25 protein-coding genes, 2 pseudogenes and 1 riboswitch are annotated in these 23,795 nt (G+C 48.0%); all 27 genes and pseudogenes read right to left on the bottom strand.

From position 1 onward, the window contains the following. Positions 1 to 80 precede the first annotated feature (80 nt). Positions 81 to 668, bottom strand: coding sequence for an SMC-Scp complex subunit ScpB (gene scpB, locus IEW48_RS02740; RefSeq protein WP_188622480.1), 588 nt, complete (start codon positions 666 to 668; stop codon positions 81 to 83). After that, positions 658 to 1,416 (bottom strand): segregation and condensation protein A, encoded by a 759-nt coding sequence (locus IEW48_RS02735; RefSeq protein ID WP_188622479.1) that lies wholly within the window; start codon positions 1,414 to 1,416, stop codon positions 658 to 660. Before IEW48_RS02735 ends, scpB begins: the two co-directional genes overlap by 11 nt. A gap of 9 nt (positions 1,417 to 1,425) precedes the next feature. Next, positions 1,426 to 1,896 carry a 6,7-dimethyl-8-ribityllumazine synthase gene (gene ribH / locus IEW48_RS02730; RefSeq protein WP_007504130.1) on the bottom strand — a complete coding sequence of 157 codons (471 nt, stop codon included), beginning with the start codon at positions 1,894 to 1,896 and terminating at the stop codon, positions 1,426 to 1,428. An 80-nt stretch (positions 1,897 to 1,976) separates the two neighbouring features. After that, on the bottom strand, positions 1,977 to 3,173 hold the full coding sequence (locus IEW48_RS02725; RefSeq protein WP_188622478.1) for a bifunctional 3,4-dihydroxy-2-butanone-4-phosphate synthase/GTP cyclohydrolase II: 1,197 nt from the start codon (positions 3,171 to 3,173) through the stop codon (positions 1,977 to 1,979). 31 nt (positions 3,174 to 3,204) lie between these two features. Continuing rightward, positions 3,205 to 3,876: a riboflavin synthase gene (gene ribE / locus IEW48_RS02720; RefSeq protein WP_188622477.1), complete on the bottom strand. Its 672-nt coding sequence runs from the start codon at positions 3,874 to 3,876 to the stop codon at positions 3,205 to 3,207. A gap of 14 nt (positions 3,877 to 3,890) precedes the next feature. Continuing rightward, positions 3,891 to 4,988 carry a bifunctional diaminohydroxyphosphoribosylaminopyrimidine deaminase/5-amino-6-(5-phosphoribosylamino)uracil reductase RibD gene (ribD, locus tag IEW48_RS02715; protein WP_188622476.1) on the bottom strand — a complete coding sequence of 366 codons (1,098 nt, stop codon included), beginning with the start codon at positions 4,986 to 4,988 and terminating at the stop codon, positions 3,891 to 3,893. A 237-nt stretch (positions 4,989 to 5,225) separates the two neighbouring features. After that, a riboswitch (FMN riboswitch) is annotated at positions 5,226 to 5,393 on the bottom strand. A gap of 78 nt (positions 5,394 to 5,471) precedes the next feature. Then, a complete protein-coding gene (locus IEW48_RS02710) occupies positions 5,472 to 5,915 on the bottom strand; it encodes a peptidylprolyl isomerase (protein WP_188622475.1) in 444 nt (147 codons plus the stop codon). A 13-nt stretch (positions 5,916 to 5,928) separates the two neighbouring features. Next, on the bottom strand, positions 5,929 to 7,251 hold the full coding sequence (lysA, locus tag IEW48_RS02705) for a diaminopimelate decarboxylase (RefSeq protein WP_188622474.1): 1,323 nt from the start codon (positions 7,249 to 7,251) through the stop codon (positions 5,929 to 5,931). A gap of 95 nt (positions 7,252 to 7,346) precedes the next feature. Then, the gene (locus tag IEW48_RS02700; RefSeq protein ID WP_188622473.1) at positions 7,347 to 8,825 is read right to left on the bottom strand and encodes a spore germination protein; all 1,479 of its coding nucleotides are present in this window, start codon (positions 8,823 to 8,825) and stop codon (positions 7,347 to 7,349) included. After that, positions 8,794 to 9,367 (bottom strand): annotated as a pseudogene (spoVAEA, locus tag IEW48_RS02695) (stage V sporulation protein SpoVABEA). Before spoVAEA ends, IEW48_RS02700 begins: the two are co-directional and overlap by 32 nt. Positions 9,368 to 9,506: 139 nt before the next feature. Continuing rightward, positions 9,507 to 9,935: a stage V sporulation protein AB gene (locus IEW48_RS02690; protein WP_188622472.1), complete on the bottom strand. Its 429-nt coding sequence runs from the start codon at positions 9,933 to 9,935 to the stop codon at positions 9,507 to 9,509. Further along, a complete protein-coding gene (locus IEW48_RS02685; RefSeq protein ID WP_188622471.1) occupies positions 9,922 to 10,551 on the bottom strand; it encodes a stage V sporulation protein AA in 630 nt (209 codons plus the stop codon). Before IEW48_RS02685 ends, IEW48_RS02690 begins: the two co-directional genes overlap by 14 nt. Before the next feature lie 145 nt (positions 10,552 to 10,696). Beyond that, entirely contained in the window at positions 10,697 to 11,458 is a 762-nt protein-coding gene (gene sigF, locus IEW48_RS02680; protein ID WP_188622470.1) for an RNA polymerase sporulation sigma factor SigF, read from the bottom strand. A gap of 11 nt (positions 11,459 to 11,469) precedes the next feature. Then, positions 11,470 to 11,922 (bottom strand): anti-sigma F factor, encoded by a 453-nt coding sequence (gene spoIIAB / locus IEW48_RS02675; protein WP_188622469.1) that lies wholly within the window; start codon positions 11,920 to 11,922, stop codon positions 11,470 to 11,472. Further along, a complete protein-coding gene (gene spoIIAA, locus IEW48_RS02670) occupies positions 11,923 to 12,273 on the bottom strand; it encodes an anti-sigma F factor antagonist (RefSeq protein WP_188622468.1) in 351 nt (116 codons plus the stop codon). Between the two features lie 141 nt (positions 12,274 to 12,414). Then, positions 12,415 to 13,593 carry a D-alanyl-D-alanine carboxypeptidase family protein gene (locus IEW48_RS02665; RefSeq protein WP_188622467.1) on the bottom strand — a complete coding sequence of 393 codons (1,179 nt, stop codon included), beginning with the start codon at positions 13,591 to 13,593 and terminating at the stop codon, positions 12,415 to 12,417. A gap of 358 nt (positions 13,594 to 13,951) precedes the next feature. Further along, complete coding sequence (locus IEW48_RS02660; RefSeq protein ID WP_188622466.1) at positions 13,952 to 15,253, bottom strand: pyrimidine-nucleoside phosphorylase; 1,302 nt, start codon at positions 15,251 to 15,253, stop codon at positions 13,952 to 13,954. Further along, positions 15,250 to 16,077 (bottom strand): purine-nucleoside phosphorylase, encoded by an 828-nt coding sequence (locus IEW48_RS02655; RefSeq protein ID WP_188622465.1) that lies wholly within the window; start codon positions 16,075 to 16,077, stop codon positions 15,250 to 15,252. Before IEW48_RS02655 ends, IEW48_RS02660 begins: the two co-directional genes overlap by 4 nt. A 22-nt stretch (positions 16,078 to 16,099) precedes the next feature. Beyond that, positions 16,100 to 16,912 (bottom strand): purine-nucleoside phosphorylase, encoded by an 813-nt coding sequence (locus IEW48_RS02650; RefSeq protein ID WP_188622464.1) that lies wholly within the window; start codon positions 16,910 to 16,912, stop codon positions 16,100 to 16,102. Between the two features lie 3 nt (positions 16,913 to 16,915). After that, the gene (gene deoB / locus IEW48_RS02645; protein WP_188622463.1) at positions 16,916 to 18,118 is read right to left on the bottom strand and encodes a phosphopentomutase; all 1,203 of its coding nucleotides are present in this window, start codon (positions 18,116 to 18,118) and stop codon (positions 16,916 to 16,918) included. A 37-nt stretch (positions 18,119 to 18,155) separates the two neighbouring features. After that, entirely contained in the window at positions 18,156 to 19,043 is an 888-nt protein-coding gene (xerD, locus tag IEW48_RS02640) for a site-specific tyrosine recombinase XerD (protein ID WP_188622462.1), read from the bottom strand. 125 nt (positions 19,044 to 19,168) lie between these two features. Further along, entirely contained in the window at positions 19,169 to 19,408 is a 240-nt protein-coding gene (locus tag IEW48_RS02635) for a DUF4227 family protein (RefSeq protein WP_188622461.1), read from the bottom strand. 97 nt (positions 19,409 to 19,505) lie between these two features. Then, entirely contained in the window at positions 19,506 to 20,636 is a 1,131-nt protein-coding gene (ald, locus tag IEW48_RS02630; RefSeq protein ID WP_188622460.1) for an alanine dehydrogenase, read from the bottom strand. Between the two features lie 179 nt (positions 20,637 to 20,815). Beyond that, a complete protein-coding gene (fur, locus tag IEW48_RS02625) occupies positions 20,816 to 21,310 on the bottom strand; it encodes a ferric iron uptake transcriptional regulator (protein WP_188622459.1) in 495 nt (164 codons plus the stop codon). A gap of 90 nt (positions 21,311 to 21,400) precedes the next feature. Continuing rightward, complete coding sequence (spoIIM, locus tag IEW48_RS02620) at positions 21,401 to 22,024, bottom strand: stage II sporulation protein M (RefSeq protein ID WP_007505240.1); 624 nt, start codon at positions 22,022 to 22,024, stop codon at positions 21,401 to 21,403. 23 nt (positions 22,025 to 22,047) lie between these two features. Continuing rightward, positions 22,048 to 23,221, bottom strand: a pseudogene (locus tag IEW48_RS02615) (endonuclease Q family protein). 3 nt (positions 23,222 to 23,224) lie between these two features. Continuing rightward, positions 23,225 to 23,779, bottom strand: a complete 555-nt coding sequence (locus tag IEW48_RS02610) for an NUDIX hydrolase (protein ID WP_188622458.1) — start codon at positions 23,777 to 23,779, stop codon at positions 23,225 to 23,227. Between the last annotated feature and the right edge of the window lie 16 nt (positions 23,780 to 23,795).

The following is a 23,795-nucleotide window of genomic DNA, read 5'->3' as shown; positions in this document are numbered from 1 at the left end:
GTACAAGTATATGCTTTTCCGGGCTGAATAGAACAAAAAAGCCCTGTCTTCCACTGGCCTGCAGTGTGAAAGACAGGGGACTATCCTTCTTGCGTTTCCGGCTCCGGAGTGGAAAACAAGAAGTTGGCTTCTTTTTTCACTTGATCCATATCGATTTCCTCAGGCAGATCGGGTAAGTCGTCCAGACTGTTTAAACCGAAATAGTCCAGAAACTCCTTTGTTGTGCCATACAGGATGGCCCTGCCAGGCCCTTCTTTACGCCCGACTTCCTTAATGAGCGATTTGTTCAGCAGGGTGTTGATCGCTTTTTCACTCTTAACCCCGCGTACTTCCTCTATTTCCGCCCGGGTGACCGGCTGCTTATAGGCGATAATGGCCAGCGTCTCCAAAGCGGCTTGAGACAGTGTGGCGTGAGAAGGAGAATGGGCCAGTTTTTCAAAATAAGGAGCATGTTCCGGCCGTGTCGTCAATTGATAGGAGCCGGCAATTTCAACCACTTGAATGCCTCTGTTTTGTTCTTTAAATTTTTTCTTCATTTCTTCGATCAACTGGGGAACAGCTGCTGTTTTGATTTCCAGGACGTCAGCGATTTGTTTGGCCTCCAGCCCTTCGTTGCCTGCGACAAACAAGAGCCCTTCGATCACAGCAAGCAGGTGTTCACGATCCATGCGCGTATACCTCCATGGCTAATGAAATCTTAATTTTCCCAAACAAGCGGTCTTGCTGGCAATACACCTCGTTTTTTTTAATTAATTCCAGCAAGGCGAGGAAGGTAACCACGATCTGCGTTTTGGTCCGCTTGCCTTCAAACAGCTGGTCGAAGGTGATCTCTTTTTTCCGCTCCAAACAAGCCTTAATCTCTTTCATTCGTTCGCTGACCGAGATTTCATCCCTTTCCACTTTACTTAACGGTTCCTCTTCCTTTTTTTTCAACACCTCTTGAAGGGCATCAACCAGGTCAAACAGGCTGACATTGGCCACCGGGTTAATATCATCCCGGTCAATAAAGGAAGACAAATCCTCGGCTGGACGGGTGTATATTTGACTCCGTTTAGCTTCTTCTTCCCTCAATAAGGACGCTAACTGTTTATATTTTCTGTATTGCACCAGACGCTCGATCAGCTCTAACCTTGGATCATACTCCTCTTCCAGCTCCATGTCCAGCATGGGCTGAAAGGTATATTCCTCTTTTTTAGGCAGCAGCATTTTACTCTTAATGGCCAACAGGGTGCAAGCCATGACCAAAAATTCGCTGGCAATTTCCAGTTCCAGCTCTTGCATCTGCCGGATGTAAGCCACATATTGATCGGCAATTTCCGAAACAGAGATTTCATAGATGTCCACTTCTGCCTTATCAATCAAATGCAGAAGCAAATCAAGGGGCCCTTCAAACGATTCTAACTTCACTTGTAACATGGGCATCACTTAACGTTTAAATTGTTTAAGCAGATTGGCCATTTCAATAGCGGCCAAGGCAGCTTCCCAGCCTTTGTTCCCCGCTTTTGTACCAGCGCGCTCCACGGCCTGTTCAATGGTGTCTGTGGTAATCACGCCAAAGATCACTGGTAAGTCCAGATCCAGATTGAGCCGGGATATCCCTTTGGATACTTCGCTGCACACATAGTCAAAATGGGGGGTTGCGCCGCGAATCACACATCCCAAGGCAATGATGGCGTCATATCTCCCAGTTTCCGCCATGCGCTTAGCGGCCAGGGGGATTTCAAAGGAGCCCGGGACCCAAGCCACATCGATCGCATCCTTGTTCACACCATGACGGATGAGTGCGTCCTGTGCACCTCCCAGCAATTTGTGCGTAATAAACTCATTGAACCGTCCCACAACAATGCCCACTTTCAAGTCGGATCCCACCAAATGTCCTTCATAAGTTTGTCCCATCTGTGGTCTCTCCTTTTATCATGAAATATATAGCTTATGTTTCAGCTCAGTTTTAAACGCAATTGGGTTGAGAGCGGGTGTTAATCCATGTGCAACAAATGGCCCAGCTTCGATTTTTTCGTTTCCAGATATCTCCGGTTTTCTTGATGAATTTCTGTCTGTATCGGTACTCTTTCGACAACTTCCAGATCATATCCTTCCAATCCGGCAATTTTACGGGGATTGTTAGTCAGCAAACGCATTTTGCGCACACCTATGTCTTTTAATATCTGGGCACCGATCCCATAATCTCTCAAATCGGGCGCAAAACCTAATTTTTGATTGGCCTCCACCGTATCTAATCCTTTGTCTTGCAAGGTATAGGCTTTCAGCTTGTTAATCAGGCCAATTCCCCTTCCTTCCTGACGCATGTACAGAAGGACCCCATTGCCTTCCGCTTCAATCTGTTTCAAGGCGGCATGCAGTTGGGGGCCGCAGTCGCAGCGGTGAGAACCAAACACATCTCCAGTTAAGCATTCGGAGTGCACACGAACCAGGGTAGGCCGGTCTGGATTGATAGGCCCTTTCACCAGGGCAAGATGTTCTTTGTTATCGACAACATTACTGTAGGCAATCACCTTAAACCGGCCGTACTCGGTGGGAAGGTCAACCTCCACCTCCCGCTTAATCAATGTATCTTTTTTGTTCCGATATTTAATTAAATCCTTAATGGTGATCATTTTCAAGTCAAATTTATCTGCAATCTTTCTTAATTGGGGCACCCGGGCCATGGTTCCATCTTCATTCATAATTTCACAAATAATGCCCGCTGGATAAGCGCCACACATCCGGGCCAGATCCACCGCTGCCTCCGTATGGCCAGCCCGGCGCAATACACCACCCTCTTTCGCAATAAGGGGAAAGATGTGACCGGGACGCTTAAAGTCTGTCTTTTTCGCTTTGGGATCAATTAAGGCTCGAATCGTATCCGAGCGTTCATGGGCAGAGATACCGGTTGTTGTTGTTTTGTAATCCACGGAAACAGTAAAAGCAGTGCCATGGGGGTCGGTATTGTGATCAACCATAGGATGCAAATCCAGTTCTCTGGCACGTTGTTCCGTTATGGGCACACAAACAAGCCCCCGCCCATGGGTAATCATGAAGTTAATGATTTCCGGGGTACACTTCTCGGCTAAGGCCACAAAGTCACCCTCATTTTCCCGGTCTTCATCGTCAACAACAATGATGACCCGCCCTTGCATCAGTTCGTAAATCGCTTCCTCGATTGGATCAAACATGCTCTCACCCCTTGTCAGTTTGGTTGCCCATTTATAAATACCCGTTTTTCTCCAGTGTCTCCCTGGTCAGCCCCTTTTGCCCACCGGCCACACCGCTGCCGTCGGCAAACATACCCCGCACAGCAAGCAAACGTTCCAAGTATTTAGCTAACACATCACATTCCAGATTGACAACATCCCCCACCTGCTTGGTGTGCAGGATCGTCTCGGACAAGGTATGGGGAATAATGGACACTGAAAATTGGTTTTTTCCAACTTCCACGACGGTCAGGCTGATGCCGTCAACCGTAACAGAACCTTTGGGAACCAGGTATTTCATCAGCTCCGGCGGTGTTTGCACGGTAAAATAAACCGCATTGCCCCGGGAGGTAATGGCAGTAATCGTTCCCGTCCCATCCACATGGCCGGAGACAATATGGCCCCCAAAACGTCCGTTGGCCGGCATGGCCCGTTCAAGGTTTACCTTGCTCCCGCTGGTCACATGGCCCAGGCTGGTTGCTTTTAATGTTTCAGGCATCACATCCACTTGGAAGCTGTCCCGGGTATAGTTGGTCACGGTCAGACACACCCCGTTAACGGCTATGCTGTCCCCTGTGTGAATGTCCTCGAGAATTTTGTTGGCACCGATCACCAGCTGAAAGTGGTCGTGCCCTTTATGAACGCCCTTGACCGTCCCAATCTCCTCAACAATCCCTGTAAACATTTTTCAAACTCCTTTCATTTCAAATAGCCCACGACTTTGAGATCCTGGCCCAGGGTTTCAACGCTGACATCTTTTAAATGCAAACTCTGAGCCAGGGAAAGCACGCCTTGGCCGCGGAAAGCGCCGGGGGCCTCGTTGCCGCCGATCAGCTTCGGGGCTAAATAAGCCACAACTTTGTTTACAAAACCGCCTTGGAGAAACGAGGCATTGACTTCTCCTCCGCCTTCAACCAGAACCGAGGCAATGCCCTGTTCTCCCAGATAAGCCAGCACCTGTTCCACATCCACCCGAGTTTCCGAAGAAATCTTGACCACCTTGACCCCCTTTTCGGTCAATGCTTTCACTCGTTCTGCCGGAGCCTGGTCCGTGGTAAAGATCCACGTCGGCGCTTGTTCCGTGTGTGTGACCTGGGCATCTAACGGGATTCTTAACTTGGAATCCAGGATGACTCTAACCGGATGACGTCCAGACTGTCCGGCAATACGGGTGGTTAAGCGGGGATTGTCACGCAGGACCGTATTGATCCCCACCAAAATGGCATCATGCCGGTGACGCAAGAGATGGACATCTGCCCGGGCTTCTTCGCCTGTAATCCACTGGCTCTCGCCAGTGACCGTGGCGATCTTGCCGTCGAGGGTCGTCGCTGTTTTTAATGTCACAAACGGTCTCCGGTGGACGATATAGTAATTAAAGATCTCATTCAAGCGCTCGGCTTCTTCTTTAAACAAACCTACTTCTACTTCCAAACCTGCTGCTTTCAGCTTTTCCACGCCCCTTCCCCTGACCAGGGGATTGGGATCACAAGCCGCAATGACCACCCGTTTAATCCCTGCCTCAATGACAGCGTCGGCACAGGGAGGGGTCCTCCCATAATGGCTGCAAGGCTCAAGGGTCACATACATCGTGGCTCCTTGCGCCTTTTCTTTGGCCATGGCCAGGGCATGAACTTCCGCATGTGCCTCCCCCGCTTTCAGATGGGCCCCTAAGCCGACAATCTCAGAATCTTTGACAATCACTGCCCCTACCACAGGATTGGGAGAGGTTTGCCCGCTTGTCGCTTCCGCTAACTGAAGGGCCAGCTTCATATAATAGGAATCCCGTTCTGAAGCCACATAAGCTCCTCCTTTAACACTTGTAAAACATCGTGATTCAAGGCGAAATGCATCTTTTTTCTCGTGCATCTTGTGACAAGAAAAAACCCCAGGAAAACATCTCCCGGGGCCTGCCAGCTCACCTTAGTTGTGAAAACTCTCACAAAAAGGTATACCTAATCTGATAAAATGGTATTGCTTTTTTTGCAATAGGAAAGTAAGGCGTAAGGATCAAGTTTTAAAAAACTTACGCCGCCATTTTTCCTTCTCCCATCCAGACTGTCACTGTCGGCTCTGGCCTCTCACCAGATCCACCGCTTGTCGCGGGTCACGGGCTCTAGATGATGCTGTTTTGAAATGTTGATTTAAAAACAGTCACCATCTAATACCGCCGGTCGGGAATTCCACCCTGCCCCGAAGGAATCCATATGCTATTTTGTTTTTAGTCGTTTGTTTTCAGTATACCTTTTTTTGTATATGCTGTCCATATATTCGCTGCTCGAACTAGGATGCTTCATTGTTTTCCATCACTTTGATCGTTTTCATGCGGTCATCTCCCTGAAACTCATCCACATACTCCATTCCATTTACCACTTTGCCAAACACGGTATGGCGGCCGTCCAAGTGAGGCTGCGGCTGGTAACAAATATAAAACTGGCTCCCTCCTGTGTCACGACCCGCGTGGGCCATGGCCACCGACCCCCGTTCATGTTTGTTAGGATTAATTTCACACTTAATCGTGTAACCCGGCCCTCCGGTGCCATCCCCCCGGGGGCATCCGCCCTGGGCTACAAAACCGGGAATGACCCGGTGAAAGGTCAGCCCGTCATAAAAGCCTTCCTTGGCCAACTTGACAAAATTGGCCACCGTATTCGGAGCATCTTCCTCAAACAATTCCAGTTCAATTTCCGCTCCGTTTTCCATGATAATGGTGGCATAACTTGCCATACTGAAGCCCCCTTTATTTTTGCGTGATTTTAGACATTAAAGGAATGTCATTTCTAATCAGGTCTCCGTAGGTTTCACGCCGGATAATCAGGTGTGCCTCTCCGTCTCGGACCATCACGACGGCAGGACGAGGGATGCGATTATAATTATTGGCCATGGAATAGCCGTACGCACCTGTACAAAAAACAGCCAGCAGGTCCCCCTCTTTGACGCGGGGCAAAGGGAGATCCCAAATCAAAATATCCCCTGTCTCGCATAATTTGCCGGCCACCGTATACACTTCGCTATTGTTCTCTGTCATCCGGTTGGCCACACAGGCTTCATATTTGGCCTGATACAAGGCCACACGCAAATTGTCACTCATGCCCCCATCAACCGATATATATTGACGGACACCTGGCACCTCCTTGAACGCACCAATCGTGTATACAGTGGTTCCTGCTTCACCCACGATACTGCGCCCCGGCTCGATCCAGATCTCCGGCAGCGGTTGGCGTAAAGTCTGCCATTCCTTGTGGACGCTGTCGCACAAGGCATAGACATATTCCTGGGGCAAAAGGGGGGTATCTTCTGCCGTATAACGGATACCGAAGCCCCCTCCTAAGTTGAGTACGGAGATCTGCCAGCCCAGCTTTTTGCTGGCCTCCTGCACAAACTGGGCCAGCCGTTGAATCACCAACTGAAAGGCTGCAGTGTCAAATATCTGGGAACCAATATGGGCATGGAGCCCGAGAACATGGTAGTAAGGCTGGCTCAGCGCTTGCTTGAGGGCTTCAAATGCCTGGCCGCTGTTTAAATCAAATCCAAATTTGGAATCTTCCTGCCCAGTTGTAATGTATTCATGAGTATGGGCCTCAATACCCGGCGTAATACGTAATAAAATCTTTACTTTCTGTTGGCGCGCCTCTGCAAGTGCATGTAAATGAGCCAACTCTGTAAAGTTGTCCACTACAAAACAGCCAATTCCAGACTCCAGTCCCATTTTCAACTCTTGTAAGGATTTGTTATTGCCATGAAAATGAATGCGCTCTGGGGGAAAACCAGCTTTTAAAGCTGTATAGAGTTCTCCTCCAGAGACAACATCCAATGAGAGTCCCTCTTCTTCTATTAATTGACAAATGGCGATGCTGCTAAACGCCTTACTGGCATATGCCACTTGCGCTTGCATTCCTTTATCCTTAAAGGCCTGCACAAAAGCCTGGCACCTGCGGCGGATATACTCCTCATCATAGATCACAAGCGGAGTCCCGTACGTTTGAGCCAATTCCACCACATCACATCCGCCGATCTCCAGATGACCACTTGCGTTGATCCTGCTCGTACCATAGAGGGCCATATCTTAAAGTTCTCCTCTCCCTAACTCCGTGAATATTAAAAACAATATATCACAAACCAAAGGCGTAGACAATGGCAAAAAGGCATGACCACAAGCTACCCTTGGGGTTGTTTATATTTGTTCCGCGGATGGGCAATACTTGGCCTGGTTTTGGTCATGGAGGAGGTTAAACGCAATATCACGGTGGAAAAAGCTTTCAGATTGAAAGGAATAAACGGCCACAAGTAAGGGGTTCGCAAGGATTTCATCGTGCTGAGCCAAACAATGAATACAGTCACGCCAATCACCAACCCGGACACCTTAAACAGGGTGACCAACACCAGTAAAACCATCCGGATCATTTTATTGGCCAAACTCACCTCATAAGACGGAGTGGCAAACGTGCCGATGGCTGCCACAGCGAGATACAAAATCACTTCCGGCACAAACAGTCCCACCTGTATGGCAATTTCACCAATGAGAATAGCAGCCACAAGTCCCATCGCCGTGGCGAGAGGAGTGGGAGTATGGATGGCAGCCATGCGCATCATGTCAATCCCCAATTCCGCGAAAATAAACTGTAAAAATATAGGTAAAGAATAGTTGTCTTTCTTTGGGCCAATAAACTTAATTTGATCAGGCAGAAGCGTGGGTTCCAACACAAATAATGTGTATAAGGGCAACAAAAATAGAGCTGATAAAATACCAATATAGCGAATCCAACGGACATAAAGGCCGATGAAAGGGGTTTGACGGAATTCTTCGGCATGTTGCAAGTGGTGAAAATAGGTCGTGGGCAGAATAATAATGGCTGGGGATGTATCCACCATGATCATGACATGCCCTTCATAGAGATGGGCTGCAGCTACATCTGGCCGTTCGGTGAAGCGCACTTTTGGAAAAGGATTGTAGCCTTGTTTGATGACAAATTCCTCGATCGCTTTCTCACCCATCGGAATGCCATCAACATCAATTTTTTCTAATTGTTTCCTAATTTCTTCAACTAAGCGGGGGTTGGCAATGTCCTTGATATAGGCAATGCAGATATCTGTTTTGGAGCGCTCCCCAACCTGGTGTATTTCCATTCTTAAGCGTGCATCCCGAACCCGGCGCCGAATCATCGCTGTGTTGTGAATAATATTTTCGGTAAAACCGTCCCGTGAGCCCCTAATTACCCGTTCCGTATCCGGCTCTTCCGGTTCACGGCCTGGATATTGGCGCACATCAACAATGAGCGCTTTTTCCCATCCCTCCCCCATTACAACCATTAATCCAGACAACAATTGATCAATCGCTTCATCCATGTTTTCCGTCACTTCGACTTGCACATTGGCCAATGTTTCTTCAAAGAGGGTTTTAAACGCACCCTCCGATGTCAAAGGCTTTTTGACAAAGGAGATTTGGCGCAAAAGCTGTGTCATGTTGGCTGTATCCGCTAATCCGTTGACAAAAAAGACACGGATCTGTCGATTACCGACCTTATACTTACGACATCCTACGTCGTAATTGAGCTTAAAGTCCAGGCGTTCATCCATATATTCATAATTTTTTTCCAATGACTTCTCAATTTTCCGCTTCTTTGTTTGCTTGTTCATAGTAGCCACTCCGTTCCAAGATGATTTCCACCGCTTTATGTGTCACCGGGGCGCCATAACAGAGATGGTCTCTTCTTTTCATTTTGCCGATATCTCCAATCCCCACAATAACCGGAATGTTGAGCTGCCCAAGGATTTCTACCGTGTCTCCAAAAATGCATTTTTCACTATCAGGCAACACATCTCCGGCCTTGTTCACCCCTTGCTCCACAATACGTCCCTGTGCATCAATCGCCACATCAACATGGGTGCAGTTGGTATGGGCCGTGTTAGAAGCTACTGCAATCACGCCCAACACAGAAATGCGGGGGTGCCGGGCAACCTGCACCATAGCCGACTCTCCCGCCCCATATCCTGCCCGCCCATTATCGTCAAACATCACCAGGACAGGATCATGCTTTTGCCTGCAGAATAAGTTCCACGATTTCCTCCCCAGAAATAGGAGTTGGATTGCCGGCAGACAACGTGATGCACCGTCCACCAATATCTTTGGCCACTTGTTCTATCACTTGCTTGGCCACATCGTCTCCATCGGTAATCATGATCACGTGGCGTTTAGCGGTCAAATCCCTATGCTTGTCATACATTTTCATGACGCCTCCAGATTTAGCAAGTTACTCCTTCAAATTTGGCTGCTTTCTTGCAGATCAAAAATACGGCCTCTTTCAAACTGCCCCGGTTTTAGGAAAAGGGAACAAAAAACAACCAGTGAAACAGGGACCCCAGCATCTTACCCAAGACCATGGCCATCAATAACCACAGCAACTTATCCACCATATGAATGCGCTTGGCCAAAATAGGCAAGACATTAAGCACCTCTGTTAAGGCAGCAGCCAACAGACCAACAAACATGCCGGCAAACAGTCCATAAATGATAACAATATCTTTAAGCAAACAAAACTCCGCTTCCCTTAACCCTGTCCAAGTCCAAAACACGGCGCCAATAATAATACTCCTTTGATACCAATGGATAAAGGCATGGGTTTTGGTGATTTGAGCAAGCCGGGGTACAATCCCCAGCACGGTGAGGAAAGCAACCAGACCAGTTCCTACTGCCAGCCCGCCTGAAAGACCAATTAAGATCAAGAACGCAGCTTTAAGTATTGTCATTCAATTTCTTTTCCACCTCCTTATTCTCGTGCATGACCACATATTGATCCAAACTTTGCTGGTAATTAAACATTTCTACTTCCAGGGGACTTGGTTCCTCATTAAGCCTTTTTTTAAAAACATGGTTGAAAAACAATATCATGCCGATGCCAATCCCGAAGGAGTAGGGGATTTGCAACCATAAAGGATGCGGCTCTTCTATACCCGTCATCATTTTGTAAATACGCTGATGCACAGCTAGCATACTCACATCTTCATGGAAATTCATGATGGCTAGTCCTGAGCCGGTAAACAACAGAATCCACACAAATAAAACAAGAAGAAACTGGGGTGATTTTTGGGGATAAACGATCTCAATAATCGTTTGACTAGGGCCCAATACCTCAACTTCCAGGTGGGGGATAACCTCCTGCAACCGCTTAATCACCTTTACCACATCAATCACAATGAGATGCCTGTCCTCCGGAGAGACGGTGTGTATCCGCAGTCGTTTTAGTTTTTCCTCATAGTGTGGGGCAACGATATACTGGGCAATATCTTCAAAATAGACGTGTTGGCTCGGCCTCAGTTGGACACGGTGGCGCAGGCGCAGATAGAGAAGTTGACCGTTTTCCATGCGTTCCACCCCTTTTTAGGCTGAAGTGATAACAGGGAAACCCATGCCTTTTATATCTTTCCATATAGTATGTTCCCAATAAGATGCGAACATGTATGGACAAAAAAACCCTCACTTCTCCTGACAAGGAAAGTGAGGGAGGAATTCAGCCGCTCATATGTTCTTTAATTTGTTGAAGAATCCTTTTTTCCAGCCGTGAAACCTGCACTTGGGAGATGCCCAACCGTTCGGCCACTTCCGATTGGGTTTGGTCCTTGTAGTAACGCAAGTAAACGATCAGTTTTTCCCGCTCCGAGAGTGTAGTCAGCGCTTCTTTTAAGGCGAGCTGATCAAACCACCTTTGATCACTGTCATCGGCTATCTGATCCATCAAAGTAATGGGGTCTCCATCGTTTTCATAGACCGTTTCGTGAATGGAGGCCGGTTCTCTCAGCGCTTCTTGGGCAAACACCACATCCTCGGGAGAAATGTCCAAAGCTTCGGCAATTTCGCTCACTTTGGGCTGACGGCCAAGTTGCTTGGTTAACTCATCTTTCGTACGGCGAATCCGGTTGGCGGTCTCTTTCAAGGAACGGCTGACCTTAACGGAACCATCATCCCTCAGAAACCGTTGAATTTCACCGATAATCATCGGAACAGCATAAGTGGAAAATTTAACCTCGTAACTCAAATCAAATTTATCAATTGATTTGAGCAGGCCAATACACCCAATTTGAAACAAATCCTCTGCCTCATAGCCGCGATTTAAAAAGCGCTGTACGACTGACCAGACCAAGCGTGTGTTACTTTGGACCAGGCGGTCTCTGGCCTTGGTATCCCCTTGTTGACTTCGGGATATGAGTGATTTGATTTCCTCATCATCCAAATAATCATGTGAACGGTTCCACTGTTTCACATCCACATCCATAGGCATTCTCCTTAATTACACAAGGCTTGGTTAGGGTTGGTGGTCAATTTTTTGACCAGCTTGACCGTTGTGCCTTTGCCTTCTTCACTGGACACTTCCACATGATCCATGAAGTTCTCCATGATGGTAAAGCCCATGCCTGAGCGTTCCATTTCCGGCTTTGTTGTGAACAACGGCTGTCTAGCCTGCTCGATATCTTTGATTCCTTGTCCTTCATCCCTAATGATGATGGTGACTTCATTATCGTTAATTTCAGTGGACAGGAAGACCCAGCCTTCTTCATTTTCTTCATAGCCGTGAATAATAGCATTGGTCACAGCTTCAGACACCACGGTTTTAATGTCAGTCAACTGCTCGAGATCAGGATCCAATTGGGAGACAAAAGACGCTACGGCTACCCGGGCAAACGCTTCATTTTCACTTTTAGCCTTAAAACGAAGTTCCATTTTATTATGAAAGGCCATCTATGCCACCCCCAATGTTTTTAAAGCCTGCTCTTCGGAGTCCACGAACTTCAGGATTTTAAACATTCCTGATAATTCAAACAGACGATAGATCGTTGGGGAAATGGCACAGACGATCATTTGGCCACCTTGTTGGGAGATTTGCTTATAACGCCCCAGAATAACCCCCAGGCCAGAGCTGTCCATAAAGGTCAGATCTTCTAAATTTAACAGGATATGTCTGACCTGTTGCTCATTTAGTTTTTGCTCCGCCTGTCTGCGCAGTTGTTCGGCGGTGTGATGGTCCAGTTCGCCTGCTAAACGGATAATCAGTACATCTTCACGGGTGGTAAACTCGACTTGTAAGGCCACCTGCTTTTCTCCTCCTTCATTATCCTTTAACGTTCGTAGATTGGTTTCTACACGGGGAGGAGTTTTTCCTTCCAGGTGACAAAACTACAAAAAAGTCGAGCATTCTTGCTTCTGTTTCCCGGCTGTTTGTCGAATACTGCGTTAGGGAGTGACGCTGAACAATGAAGCGCTGGTTCTTTTTAACAATTGCCAGAATGTTGCCCGCGGCATCTCTGCAGTGGCCACAATGTCCACTTCAGTTTCAATCTTTCCTTCTTTCTCAATCACCACCTGGCCCAATACTTCCCCTATCTTCACAGGTGAGGGAACAAAATCTGGCTTCAAGATTGATGTTTTGTATTGGTCTGTCGCTTCACCTTTTTTGGTTAACACGCTGATTTGAGTGGGTGCAACCAGTTTCATGCTTGTTTGAGCTCCCTTATCGACCGTCACTTCACCCAAAATATCCCCTTTTTTATAAATGGGGTGGGTCTGATAATGGTTAAAGGCATAATCCAGCATTTGGACCACGTTTTTGTTTCTTATTTTGGGGGTTGGTGTCCCCATTACAACGGAAATCATGCGCATATCGCCCCGCTTGGCGGTGGCAGCCAGACAATACTTGGCTTCACTGGTATAACCTGTTTTCAGCCCATCCATGCCGTTATAGAACTTGACCAGCCTGTTCGTGTTGACCAGCCAGAAAGGACGGTCAGTATCTTGGCGCAGGTAGTCTTCATAAAGGCCGGTAAAACGGGTAATATCCTCGTATTTCAATAAAGCCCTGGACATGATGGCAATATCCCTGGCCGAGGTGTAATGATTGTCCGCAGGAAGACCATTGGTGTTAACAAAATGGGTATTTTCCATTCCCAATTGTTTAGCTTTTTCATTCATCATGCGGACAAAATTTTCTTCTGTTCCGGCAATATGCTCGGCAATAGCCACTGTGGCGTCATTGCCTGAGGAAATAGCGATTCCCTTCATCAAATCCTCAACAGTCATCTCTTCGCCAGCTTCCAGGAAAATTTGAGAACCGCCCATAGATGCCGCCCGCTCACTGGTTCTTACTTTATCCGACCAGTTCAACTCCCCTCTTTCAATCGCTTCCATCACAAGCAGCATGGTCATAATTTTAGTGATGCTGGCCGGAGGCAAGCGCAAGTCGGCATTTTTTTCATAAATGACGGTTCCTGTATCCATGTCCATTAAAATGGCTGATTTGGCCTCAGGAGCCAAGTCTACATCATTTTCCTCAGCAGAGGCTGGAAAGCCACCACTCAAAATCAAACTAAGTATAAGCAATAGGCAAAGCAGTGTGGGAGAAATCTTTCCTCTCATCCTTCACACAGGAGACTCCCGCTCTAGGCATTAGAAGGACATCGCCTAACTGGGAGAAGAACAAACGTTGGCCTTAGCCAACCTGTCTCCCGCATTTCCTCCTTTCATCGTTTAAATAGTGTGAGGAAAAAACCGTTAACCAAGGGCTTTTACCCCCAGTGTCGCCAAAAATTTAGCAAGATATTCCTTTCCTGAAAAAAATAAATCAATCAACATGTTTTGTGTAAACCTCGACAGTTCTCAAAAGTTCCAGGCAATAAAATTGCCAGGCGCTGTGCCTGGCTTTTCTGCACGGTAACCAATCCGGAAACTATTTTTTCCTGAACCTGACTGGCTTACCATACTCATCAGATTTGTTTTATTGTAGGACGTCATAGATGAGCGGCAGTTTATTTACTTTTTCCTTGCCAATGACAATCGCTTGCTTTAAGCGGTTGATACTTGCTGCGGGTTGTTCAGAGTTACTGTGTAAAACTGCCAGCACTTCTCCCTTTTGAACAGGATCTCCTACTTTCTTGCGCAGGGTGATCCCCACTGCATGATCAATCGTGTCCTCTTTGGTTGCGCGTCCTGCACCCAGCAACATAGCGGCAACTCCGACAGCTTCCGCATCAATTTGGGTCACATACCCATCCTCTTCAGCTTTTAATTCCACATGAAAGCTGGCTTGGGGTAACTTCTCTGGGTCGTCAATTTGCTCTGTATTGCCCCCTTGGGCCTGAACAAAGCGCTTGAAGGTCTCCAAGGCCTGGCCAGACCTCAGTACCTTGTCCAATTCTTCATAGGCACTGTCAAAGTCTGGGTAGATTTGACCGGCTACGGTCATATAAGCGGCGATGGTCAGGCACAGCTTGGTTAACCCTGCTTCCCCTTCCCCTTTTAAAACCTCTATTGCCTCCCGCACCTCATTGGCATTACCCACCTCATAGCCAAGGGGTTGATTCATGTCTGAAATGACAGCAATCGTTTGCCGGTTCAGCTCTTTGCCGATTGAGACCATCGCTTCGGCCAATGCTTTCGCATCCTCCAACTTTTTCATAAAGGCACCCGATCCCGTTTTGACATCCAATACGATCGCATCGGCACCGGAAGCCAGTTTTTTACTCATAATGGAGCTGGCAATCAGGGGAATGGAATTAACCGTAGCGGTCACATCCCTGAGCGCGTATAACTTTTTATCAGCAGGAGCCAGGTTGCCGCTTTGTCCTACCAAAGCTAATTTAATCTCATTCACATTGCGGAAAAATTGTTCGGGGGTCAGTTCTGTTTGAAACCCTTCAATGGATTCCAGTTTATCTATGGTTCCTCCCGTATGACCCAGCCCCCGGCCAGACATTTTAGCCACCGGTACCCCCACTGTAGCGACGAGGGGAGCTACAATCAGGCTGGTTTTATCTCCGACCCCGCCGGTGGAATGCTTATCTACTTTAATCCCCTTAATCGGAGATAAATCAATGGTTTCACCTGACTGGACCATCGCCATGGTTAAATGGGACGTTTCTTGGCTGTCCATCCCTCGAAAATAAATAGCCATCGCCAGAGCAGCCATCTGGTAATCTGGAATGGTGCCCTGGGTATAGCCTTCAATAATAAAATGAATTTCTTCCTTACTTAAAGCAAAGCCATCCCTCTTTTTTTGAATAAGATCCACCATTCTCATGACAGCTTCACCGTGCCTACAATCTCTTTAACCAAAGAGATAAATTTGGGTTTGGTTCTGTTAGCCACTTCCACCACCTGCTCATGGGTGAGCGGTTCCAGTTCACTGCCGATGGCCATATCGGTTACACAGGAAATACCTATGACCTTTAATCCGGTATGACTGGCGGCGATCACTTCCGGCACGGTAGACATCCCCACCGCATCGCCACCTAAGTTGGCCAGCATGGTTAATTCAGCTGGGGTCATATAGTTAGGGCCGCTAATGCCAACATAAACACCCTTTTGTACTTTGATGCCCAACTTTTGGGCCGTCTCTTCCACAAATTGTACCAGTTCAGGGGTGTAAGCGCGGGACATATCCGGAAAGCGGGGACCCAGTTCTTCCTCGTTAGGGCCTATCAGGGGGTTGTTCCCTGTAAAATTAATGTGATCGGTAATAATCATCAAATCGCCGGGTTGATAGGCGCGGTTCATCCCCCCGCAAGCGTTGGTCACGACCAGGAGCTGAACGCCAAGCTGCTTCATAACATAGACAGGAAAAACCACTTCCTGCATGCTATATCCTTCATAATAGTGAAAGCGCCCCTGCATAGCCACCACGGTTCTCCCCTGCAAACGGCCAATCACCAGCCTTCCAGCGTGGCCAGCTACCGTAGAAACAGGAAAGTAAGGGATATCGCCATAATCAATATGTACTGCTTCTTCGATTTCTTCAGCCAGATCTCCCAAACCGGAGCCTAAGATCAAGCCAATTTCAGGTTTTTGAGCCCCTTTACCCTTGATATATTGAGCTGCTTCTTTGATTTTGGTTAAACGACCCATCTTAATCCCTCCAGCACAAAATTTAAAGTTGTTTAACAATGCCTTTCACCAGGGTTAAAAAGGTTTGTTTGACCCGTTCGGCTGTTTCCATCACTTCTTCATGGGACAAAGGCTGGTCCAAAATACCCGCAGCCATATTGGAAATGCAGGAAATCCCCAGCACTTCCATACCGCAGTGAGCGGCCACGATCACCTCAGGCACGGTGGACATGCCCACCGCATCAGCTCCCATTTTGCGAAACATGCGGATTTCAGCCGGCGTTTCATAACTGGGACCTGTCACCCCTACATAAACGCCCTTTTGTAAAGGAATCCCCAATTCATTGGCCACTTTTTCCGCTTTCTCGCGCAGTTGTGGCGTATAGGCCTGAGACATATCTGGAAAGCGGGGACCCAGTTCATCGTCGTTAGGTCCGATCAAGGGATTCTGGAACATGAAATTGATATGGCTCTCAATCAACATTAAATCCCCCGGAGAAAAGTCAGGGTTGATGCCTCCCGCCGCATTGGTCACCACCAGTTTGGAGACCCCCAGCTTCTTCATCGCTCTCACCGGCATAGTGACCAGCTGCAAATCATAACCTTCGTAAAAGTGAAAACGGCCTTGCATGGCTATGACAGGACGTCCCTCAAGCACCCCGGACACCAATTGCCCGGCATGGCCGGCCACCGTCGATTCAGGAAAGCCAGGGATTTCCCTGTAGGGGATCTTGACCGGGTTTTCAATTTCATCGGCCAAAACGCCCAATCCTGAGCCCAGGATCAAACCAATATCAGGTTTGACATTCAGTTTGTCCCGCAAATAATCAGCTGCTTGGCTATACGTTTCCCTCATTTTTTAAATTTCCCTCCTGAGATGAAGTAAATCATCTAAAAAACTGGTGCCGTGTTCCGGTTGACGAACTTTGAAATTATCAGCTATGGTGGCCCCTACGTCTGCAAAAGTCTCGCGCAAACCAAGATTTGTACCTTGCTCAAAAGAAGGGGAGTAACACAACAACGGCACATATTCCCGGGTATGGTCTGTGCCATGGTGGGTGGGATCATTACCATGGTCAGCAGTAATGATCAACAGATCGCTCTCCTTCAGCCTCTCCATAACTTCCGGAAGCCGGGCATCAAATGCTTCCAGGGCTTGGCCGTACCCTTCAGGGTCCCGGCGATGGCCATAGAGCGCATCAAAATCAACCAGATTAAGAAAGCTGATGCCCTGAAAATCTTCCATCTGGGTGGACAATAATTGATCCATCCCATCCATGTTCGATTTGGTCTTAATGGCCTTGGTCACACCTTCATTGTCGTAAATGTCGCTGATCTTGCCCAGGGCGATGACATCATACCCCGCCTCTTGCAAATAGTTCATTACGGTGGGGCCGAATGGCTTTAAGGCATAATCGCGGCGGTTAGCTGTCCGCTGGAAAGCACCTGGTTCGCCGATAAAAGGACGTGCAATCACCCGGCCCAGCATATAGGGCTCGTCTTTCGTCAGTTCCCGGGCCACTTCACAAATCTGGTACAACTCCTCCAAAGGCACAACCTCTTCATGGGCGGCGATCTGGAAAACACTGTCGGCCGAAGTGTACACAATCAAGTGGCCCGTGCGCATATGTTCCTCGCCCAATTCTTTAATAATTTCAGTACCTGAAGCCGCTTTGTTGCCAATCACTTTACGGCCGACCCGTCTTTCAAATTCACGGATCAACTCAGCAGGAAATCCGGTTTCGGTAAAGGTACGGAAAGGCACCTCAACCCGAAGTCCCATGATTTCCCAATGTCCCGTCATGGTATCTTTTCCAGCCGACGCTTCCTGCATGCGGCCATAGGCAGCAAGAGGTTTTTCCACGGGCGGAATACCTTTAACCGGCTCAATGTTGCCCAACCCCAATTTTTGCATGTGGGGCATGTTTAAACCACCCCGGTGCTCGGCAATGTGTCCCAGCGTGTGGGCCCCTTTGTCGCCGAACTGGTCTGCATCGGGCATCGCGCCAATTCCTACGCTGTCCATAACGATAAGGAAGATGCGTTTAAATGCTTGAGACACGATATCTGGCCTCCTTTGTTTTCCTTAGCCCTTCGTACTAAGCACGGGGATGTGCCCGTGAATAGATATCCTTTAACCGCACTTTAGTTACATGGGTATAGATTTGGGTGGTGGAAATATCCGCATGACCCAGCATTTCTTGCACAGCCCTGAGATCCGCCCCGTTTTCTAAAAGATGGGTGGCAAAAGAATGGCGCAGGGTATGGGGCGTAATCTCTTTCTTGATTCCTGCTTTGGCAGCATATTTTTTGATGATTTTCCAAAACCCCTGTCTGGTTAACGGTCTGCCATGATGGTTAAGAAAGAGGACTTTTTGCCGCCTGGTCTTATCCAATTTTTTTCGCCCGTTGTTAATATACTGAGATAAGGCGTCAATGGCCATCTGGCCCAGAGGGATAATTCTTTCTTTTGATCCTTTGCCCATGCACTTGATAAATCCCATTTGCAAATGGACATCATCCAGGCGCAAGGAGATCAGTTCGCTGACCCGGATGCCCGTGGCATATAGCACTTCCAGCATGGCCTGGTCCCGCTGACCGAAGGGAGTCGTAGTGGAAGGTGCCTGCAACAAGCGCTCCACTTCACTGACAGAAAGCACTTGGGGCAATTTCTTTTCCAGCTTGGGTGTTTCAATATGGGCAGAAGGATCATGGGCACATTTTCCATCGTGAAGTAAAAAGCGGAAAAAAGTCCGGATGGCGGAGAGGTGACGGTTAACGGTGGCATCTGCCTTATGTTCTTTGCGCAACTCAAGCAAAAATGCCAAAATATGCTCCCGATTAACATCTTCGAGTGAGACACACTGCTGTTTGTTTAAAGACGAAAAAAAACGCTCTAAATCCCGCCGATAAGAGTTGATCGTATTGGCGGACAGGCCTTTTTCAACCCGTAAATAGTGTAAAAATGCGTCCAATTCCGCTCTCATCGCTCCCCTGCTCCTTTTACTTCCAGTCTCCTCCGGTTGATAAAACTTCGACACCAAAACCCTTGATTCCTTCCGATGGTGAGCGATTTTAGTTATATATGCTTTGCCCGCTTGGGCGGCATCACTTATTCGCCAAACCAATAGAAAAACATCAACCGGTCTTTCACGTCGTGAATGGTTTCCAATGATCCCTCCCGCTGGGGATTAAACACCTTTACCGCCCGTCCCTTCGGCCTGTCTTCTTCACTGTGCTCTTCAAGGGCATCGGCCACCCACACGATCATCACATAAAAAAAAAGGGTGAGCGCAACAAAAACAGTAATAATCTTGATCACATCCATTAAACGGCTCAAGGAACCTGGCATGGACATCCCTCCTAGTAAAGGGTATGCCACACCTCCCTGCTTTCATACCTGGGCATAGAAAAAGAGAGAGGGCAATCACCCTATAACCCCCTCCAGTTTACCATGACTCCGTACCCGGTACTTGGTCCAGCGGTGTATACGGCAACTGATGGGCCTCAGCCACTGCTTTATAGGTCAGGAGGCCATCGATTGTATTAACTCCCAAGGCCAAAGCAGAGTCTTCTTGTAGCGCGTTTGCCACACCCAGATTGGCGATCTTAAGGGCATAGGGAACCGTCACATTTGCCAGGGCAAGGGTTGAGGTTCTGGGCACTGCCCCCGGCATATTGGCCACAGCATAATGAACCACACCATGTTTGACAAAAGTGGGATGACTGTGGGTCGTCACCCGGTCAATGGTTTCGATGGAACCCCCCTGATCAATGGCTACATCCACAATGACAGAACCGGACGCCATCTGTTTGACCATCTCTTCGCTGACCAGTTTGGGTGCCCGGGCTCCCGGAATAAGGACGGCTCCAATCAGCAGGTCAGCCCCTCTCACGGCTATCTCAATGTTGTAGCTGTTGGACACTAATGTGACCAAGCGTCCGCCGTACAAATCATCCAATTCCCGCAGGCGGTCAGGATTGATATCAAGAATGGTCACTTGCGCTCCAAGGCCCATGGCCATCTTTGCTGCGTTTGTTCCCACAACACCCCCGCCAATAATCACGACACGCCCCGGACTGAGCCCGGGTACACCTCCAATCAGGATACCTTTTCCGCCTCGGGGTTTTTCCAAGAACTGAGTGCCAACCTGCACGGCCATTCGGCCGGCCACTTCTGACATCGGTGTCAGCAAAGGCAGAGATCCATCAGCGAGCTGAATGGTCTCATAGGCAATGGCGGTGACCTTGTTGTCCAGCAACGCTTTCGTCAGTTTTTCTTCTGCTGCCAGATGCAAATAGGTAAACAATATCAAACCAGGCCGGAAAAAGGCATATTCTTCAGGCAAGGGCTCTTTCACCTTCATCACCATATCAGCCGTATGCCATACATCTTGAGCCGTATGTAGAATCTGAGCACCAGCCTGTTGATATTGTTCATTGGTAAAACCGCTGCCCAGGCCGGCATCAGTTTCCATCACAACCTGATGTCCTGCCGTCACCAGCACTTGTACACCGGCAGGAGATAAAGCCACACGATTTTCATTATTTTTAATCTCTTTGGGCACACCGATAATCATCATCCAAGCCTCCCTTCACAAGTAGGATGTGAACAGGAGGCATCATTCATACAAATAAAGAGCCGGTTTCTATCTGGCATCACGATAAAAATGGACATAAAAAAATACCCCATAAACTAAAGATAAAAAAGGCTATGGACTTCCCCTTAGCCTTTATCACGCGTGCTTATCCGGTCATATTAACGGTTTGTGTTGGTTTCAGCTTGTTTTGCCTCTGGGAGCGGTTGATTGTCCTCTTGTTCCTGACAGCGGTGGCATATACCATGGAAGATCAAGCGATGATCAAGAATTTTAAAGTTAAAATCTTTTTCCACCTTATGTTCTACATTTTTGAGAAGATCTTCCATAATTTCATCCACAGCCCCGCACTGAACACAAATTAAATGATGGTGATGACGCTCCGCCCCTTCTGCCCGGAATTCGTAGCGGGCCACACCATCGCCGAAATTTAATTTATGGATGATGTTCAGATCATTCAACAGCTCTAAAGTGCGGTACACAGTGGCCAAGCCAATCTCCGGGGCTTTTTCTTTGACTAATAGATACACATCTTCTGCACTGAGATGATCATCTTGATGTTCAAGTAGAACGCGGACCGTCGCCTCCCGTTGAGGCGTCAGTTTATAATTATGGGCGTGCAAGTGCTGCTTAATGCGCTCAATACGATCTTCCACGTAGATACCCCTCCCCAGAAGGCTTATCCTGTTCCTTATTATAGAAGAGGGAATCTGTTCTCGTCAAATAAGAGCTTATCTGATTCAGGGCTAGAGCAGCCCTCTCATGAGCAGGGGAGAGAAATAGGTCTGAAAAAGAGCGACGGCAACCAGAATAACAGCGGCCAAAGCCATCACAGAAACGTATTTGGCCAGGCTAAGCTCCCTGTTGACTCGGTTTTGTCTAAACAGATGGGCCATTAACTTCAACGAAAAAGAAATACTGATCACACTCATCATCAAAATCAAAGGGACGACGACCATATTTTGAGGAATGACGGAGACGAAGGAAAGCAAAAACCCTTTAAGCCCCATTTGATGAACCAGAAAGCCAACGGTAAAACCAACAAAAACGCCTTTTAAAAAAACCATGATTAAAATGACAGGCAAACCGATAATGGATAAGCCCAAGACCCAGATAATGCCTACGTATTTCACGTAATGGATGAAATTCTGATAAAACGCATAACCGGGATCCACAAAATTTTCTTTAGCAAACTGCTCTAAAAACTGTTGGAAATACGTATACAATTCATGCTGCTGGGCATAACCCAAACTTTGAACAGTCAGTGTTCCGAAGATGATACCCATCACAAACAGAACAGTGATAAACAGATATAATGCGGAGTGTTCTTGCACATGATTCCATATCACTTGTCCAATTTTTTGCTTCATCCCGGGGGCCTCCTCACTTCGGTTTACTCTATCCTATGTGAGGCATCCTGTGAATATGACACTTTTCCATACTGCCCCCCGCCTCCGGCCTTGATGGTGGCTTGTCCTGCTCTGGCCTTAACAATCATGACGGCCACTTCTTCGGGCACCCACTGTTTCAGACTGTCCAGCGAGGCATTGTGAATCACAGCCATTTCTGAACCAAAAACCTCGATCAGTTTCTGCAAGCGTCTTGGCCCCAGGCCGGGTATAAACTCAAGAGGCACCTGATAAATATAGGGCGGCCGGTCGGCGGGTCGGTTTGTTTGCCTGCCGCGCGGGCCCTGTACACAGGCAACATCCTGCTGCGCTGCCTCCCGCTGCCGGGAGGCCAGCTGCCGCAGGCGTTCGCTCACCTCATGATGGTACTTGCCCAGTTTGGGATCAAGACCGTAATTGGCTGCCACCCTTTGATTATCTGTCCTCCTGAGCGCCATTTTTAAATGCGTAAAGTCAGCCTCAGCCACCCTCAATTGCTGATACTCCCTCCCAATCTTGGACAAAGAATGGGCATCGGAATTCGTCAAAAAAGTAAATGAATGGAGTTCCGGTAATTGATCAGCCATGTGACTGTCCGAACTGAGCCCCAACTCTACCCCGTCCACCAGGTCCAAATCCATCACTTCGCTCATAAAAGTGTCGACCCCCTTGCCATAGACGCTTTTATAGGGGGTGAACACATGGGCAGGCACAAACAAGCCTTCCAGCGCCCGTACTTCTTTTTGCAACTTTCGCATGGGTACATAACTGCGTTGGGAGCTGAGGTTAATATTTTTTTGATACCTGCTCATCCACTGGCTGAAGCGGGTCATGGCCTCCAATGTGGGCAAATAGCATAACACATGAACAGGGCCCCGGCAGTATTCATCGCAAATCTCCAGTTCAGTCCCCAGTATCAGCGTTGTCTGGCCGTAACGAATGCCTCCCCCAGGTAACTGGACAGCGCGCCCCTGGCGTATAAGCTGCTTTAATTCGGCCAGTACTTCGGGAACATGGCAATCAATCACACCAATCATATCAAGGCCTTTGCGGGTGGACGCCTCTTCTAAAACCGCGCTGAGGGTCATCTCGCCAGAAGCCGTAATTTTTGACCGGTTTAGATGTCCAGGTTCGACCGAGATGAATATGAAGATCGGCAAAAATATGGTGTAGCTTCATCCTTTACTCACCCAACCTGGCTTTCAATCGTTTATTTTGCCAGTACATCAGGGCAAAAACGGTTTTGGCATCGTGAATCTCTCTGGTTTCCATCAGCTTTAACCCTTCCTCCAAACTGATCAGCCGCATCTCCACAAATTCATCCGCATCGGGGCGGACGCTTCCTTGTTTCAGATCAGTCGCCTCAAAAATGTACAACAACTCATCAGCAAAGCCTGGGGAGGTATAAAAAGAGGTGACCAATTGCAAGTTCTGGGCTGAATAACCTGTCTCCTCTTCCAATTCCCTTAACGCACACAGAGCAGGATCTTCACCTTTTTCCAGTTTGCCAGCCGGGATCTCAAAAATCTCCTTTTCAAGGGGTTTGCGGAACTGTCTGACCACTACCATTCTTCCGTCGTTGGTAAAAGGCATAACAGCCACGGCTCCAGGGTGTTTGACCACTTCCCGGGTACTGGTCTTTCCATTGGGCAGCTCCACTCGTTCGACTTGTAATGAAATGATTCTGCCTTGGAAAATAGGGGTGGTATGTACGGTTTTTTCATAAAATGATGCCATCATCAACGCCTCCGTG

It is taken from the genome of Caldalkalibacillus thermarum, from assembly GCF_014644735.1.
GTDB lineage: Bacteria > Bacillota > Bacilli > Caldalkalibacillales > Caldalkalibacillaceae > Caldalkalibacillus > Caldalkalibacillus thermarum.
The sequence above is the reverse complement of the archived record's forward strand: the minus strand, read 5'-3'. Positions and strand labels throughout refer to the sequence as shown.

Bases quoted from the DNA above. Each gene is read 5' to 3' on its own strand.
- scpB (WP_188622480.1), bottom strand. From the start codon at position 668: ATGGATCGTGAACACCTGCTTGCTGTGATCGAAGGGCTCTTGTTTGTC.
- IEW48_RS02735 (WP_188622479.1), bottom strand. From the start codon at position 1,416: ATGTTACAAGTGAAGTTAGAATCGTTTGAAGGGCCCCTTGATTTGCTT.
- ribH (WP_007504130.1), bottom strand. From the start codon at position 1,896: ATGGGACAAACTTATGAAGGACATTTGGTGGGATCCGACTTGAAAGTG.
- IEW48_RS02725 (WP_188622478.1), bottom strand. From the start codon at position 3,173: ATGTTTGATCCAATCGAGGAAGCGATTTACGAACTGATGCAAGGGCGG.
- ribE (WP_188622477.1), bottom strand. From the start codon at position 3,876: ATGTTTACAGGGATTGTTGAGGAGATTGGGACGGTCAAGGGCGTTCAT.
- IEW48_RS02710 (WP_188622475.1), bottom strand. From the start codon at position 5,915: ATGGCAAGTTATGCCACCATTATCATGGAAAACGGAGCGGAAATTGAA.
- lysA (WP_188622474.1), bottom strand. From the start codon at position 7,251: ATGGCCCTCTATGGTACGAGCAGGATCAACGCAAGTGGTCATCTGGAG.
- IEW48_RS02700 (WP_188622473.1), bottom strand. From the start codon at position 8,825: ATGAACAAGCAAACAAAGAAGCGGAAAATTGAGAAGTCATTGGAAAAA.
- IEW48_RS02690 (WP_188622472.1), bottom strand. From the start codon at position 9,935: ATGACAATACTTAAAGCTGCGTTCTTGATCTTAATTGGTCTTTCAGGC.
- IEW48_RS02685 (WP_188622471.1), bottom strand. From the start codon at position 10,551: ATGGAAAACGGTCAACTTCTCTATCTGCGCCTGCGCCACCGTGTCCAA.
- sigF (WP_188622470.1), bottom strand. From the start codon at position 11,458: ATGGATGTGGATGTGAAACAGTGGAACCGTTCACATGATTATTTGGAT.
- spoIIAB (WP_188622469.1), bottom strand. From the start codon at position 11,922: ATGGCCTTTCATAATAAAATGGAACTTCGTTTTAAGGCTAAAAGTGAA.
- IEW48_RS02665 (WP_188622467.1), bottom strand. From the start codon at position 13,593: ATGAGAGGAAAGATTTCTCCCACACTGCTTTGCCTATTGCTTATACTT.
- IEW48_RS02660 (WP_188622466.1), bottom strand. From the start codon at position 15,253: ATGAGAATGGTGGATCTTATTCAAAAAAAGAGGGATGGCTTTGCTTTA.
- IEW48_RS02655 (WP_188622465.1), bottom strand. From the start codon at position 16,077: ATGGGTCGTTTAACCAAAATCAAAGAAGCAGCTCAATATATCAAGGGT.
- IEW48_RS02650 (WP_188622464.1), bottom strand. From the start codon at position 16,912: ATGAGGGAAACGTATAGCCAAGCAGCTGATTATTTGCGGGACAAACTG.
- xerD (WP_188622462.1), bottom strand. From the start codon at position 19,043: ATGAGAGCGGAATTGGACGCATTTTTACACTATTTACGGGTTGAAAAA.
- IEW48_RS02635 (WP_188622461.1), bottom strand. From the start codon at position 19,408: ATGCCAGGTTCCTTGAGCCGTTTAATGGATGTGATCAAGATTATTACT.
- ald (WP_188622460.1), bottom strand. From the start codon at position 20,636: ATGATTATCGGTGTGCCCAAAGAGATTAAAAATAATGAAAATCGTGTG.
- spoIIM (WP_007505240.1), bottom strand. From the start codon at position 22,024: ATGAAGCAAAAAATTGGACAAGTGATATGGAATCATGTGCAAGAACAC.
- IEW48_RS02610 (WP_188622458.1), bottom strand. From the start codon at position 23,779: ATGGCATCATTTTATGAAAAAACCGTACATACCACCCCTATTTTCCAA.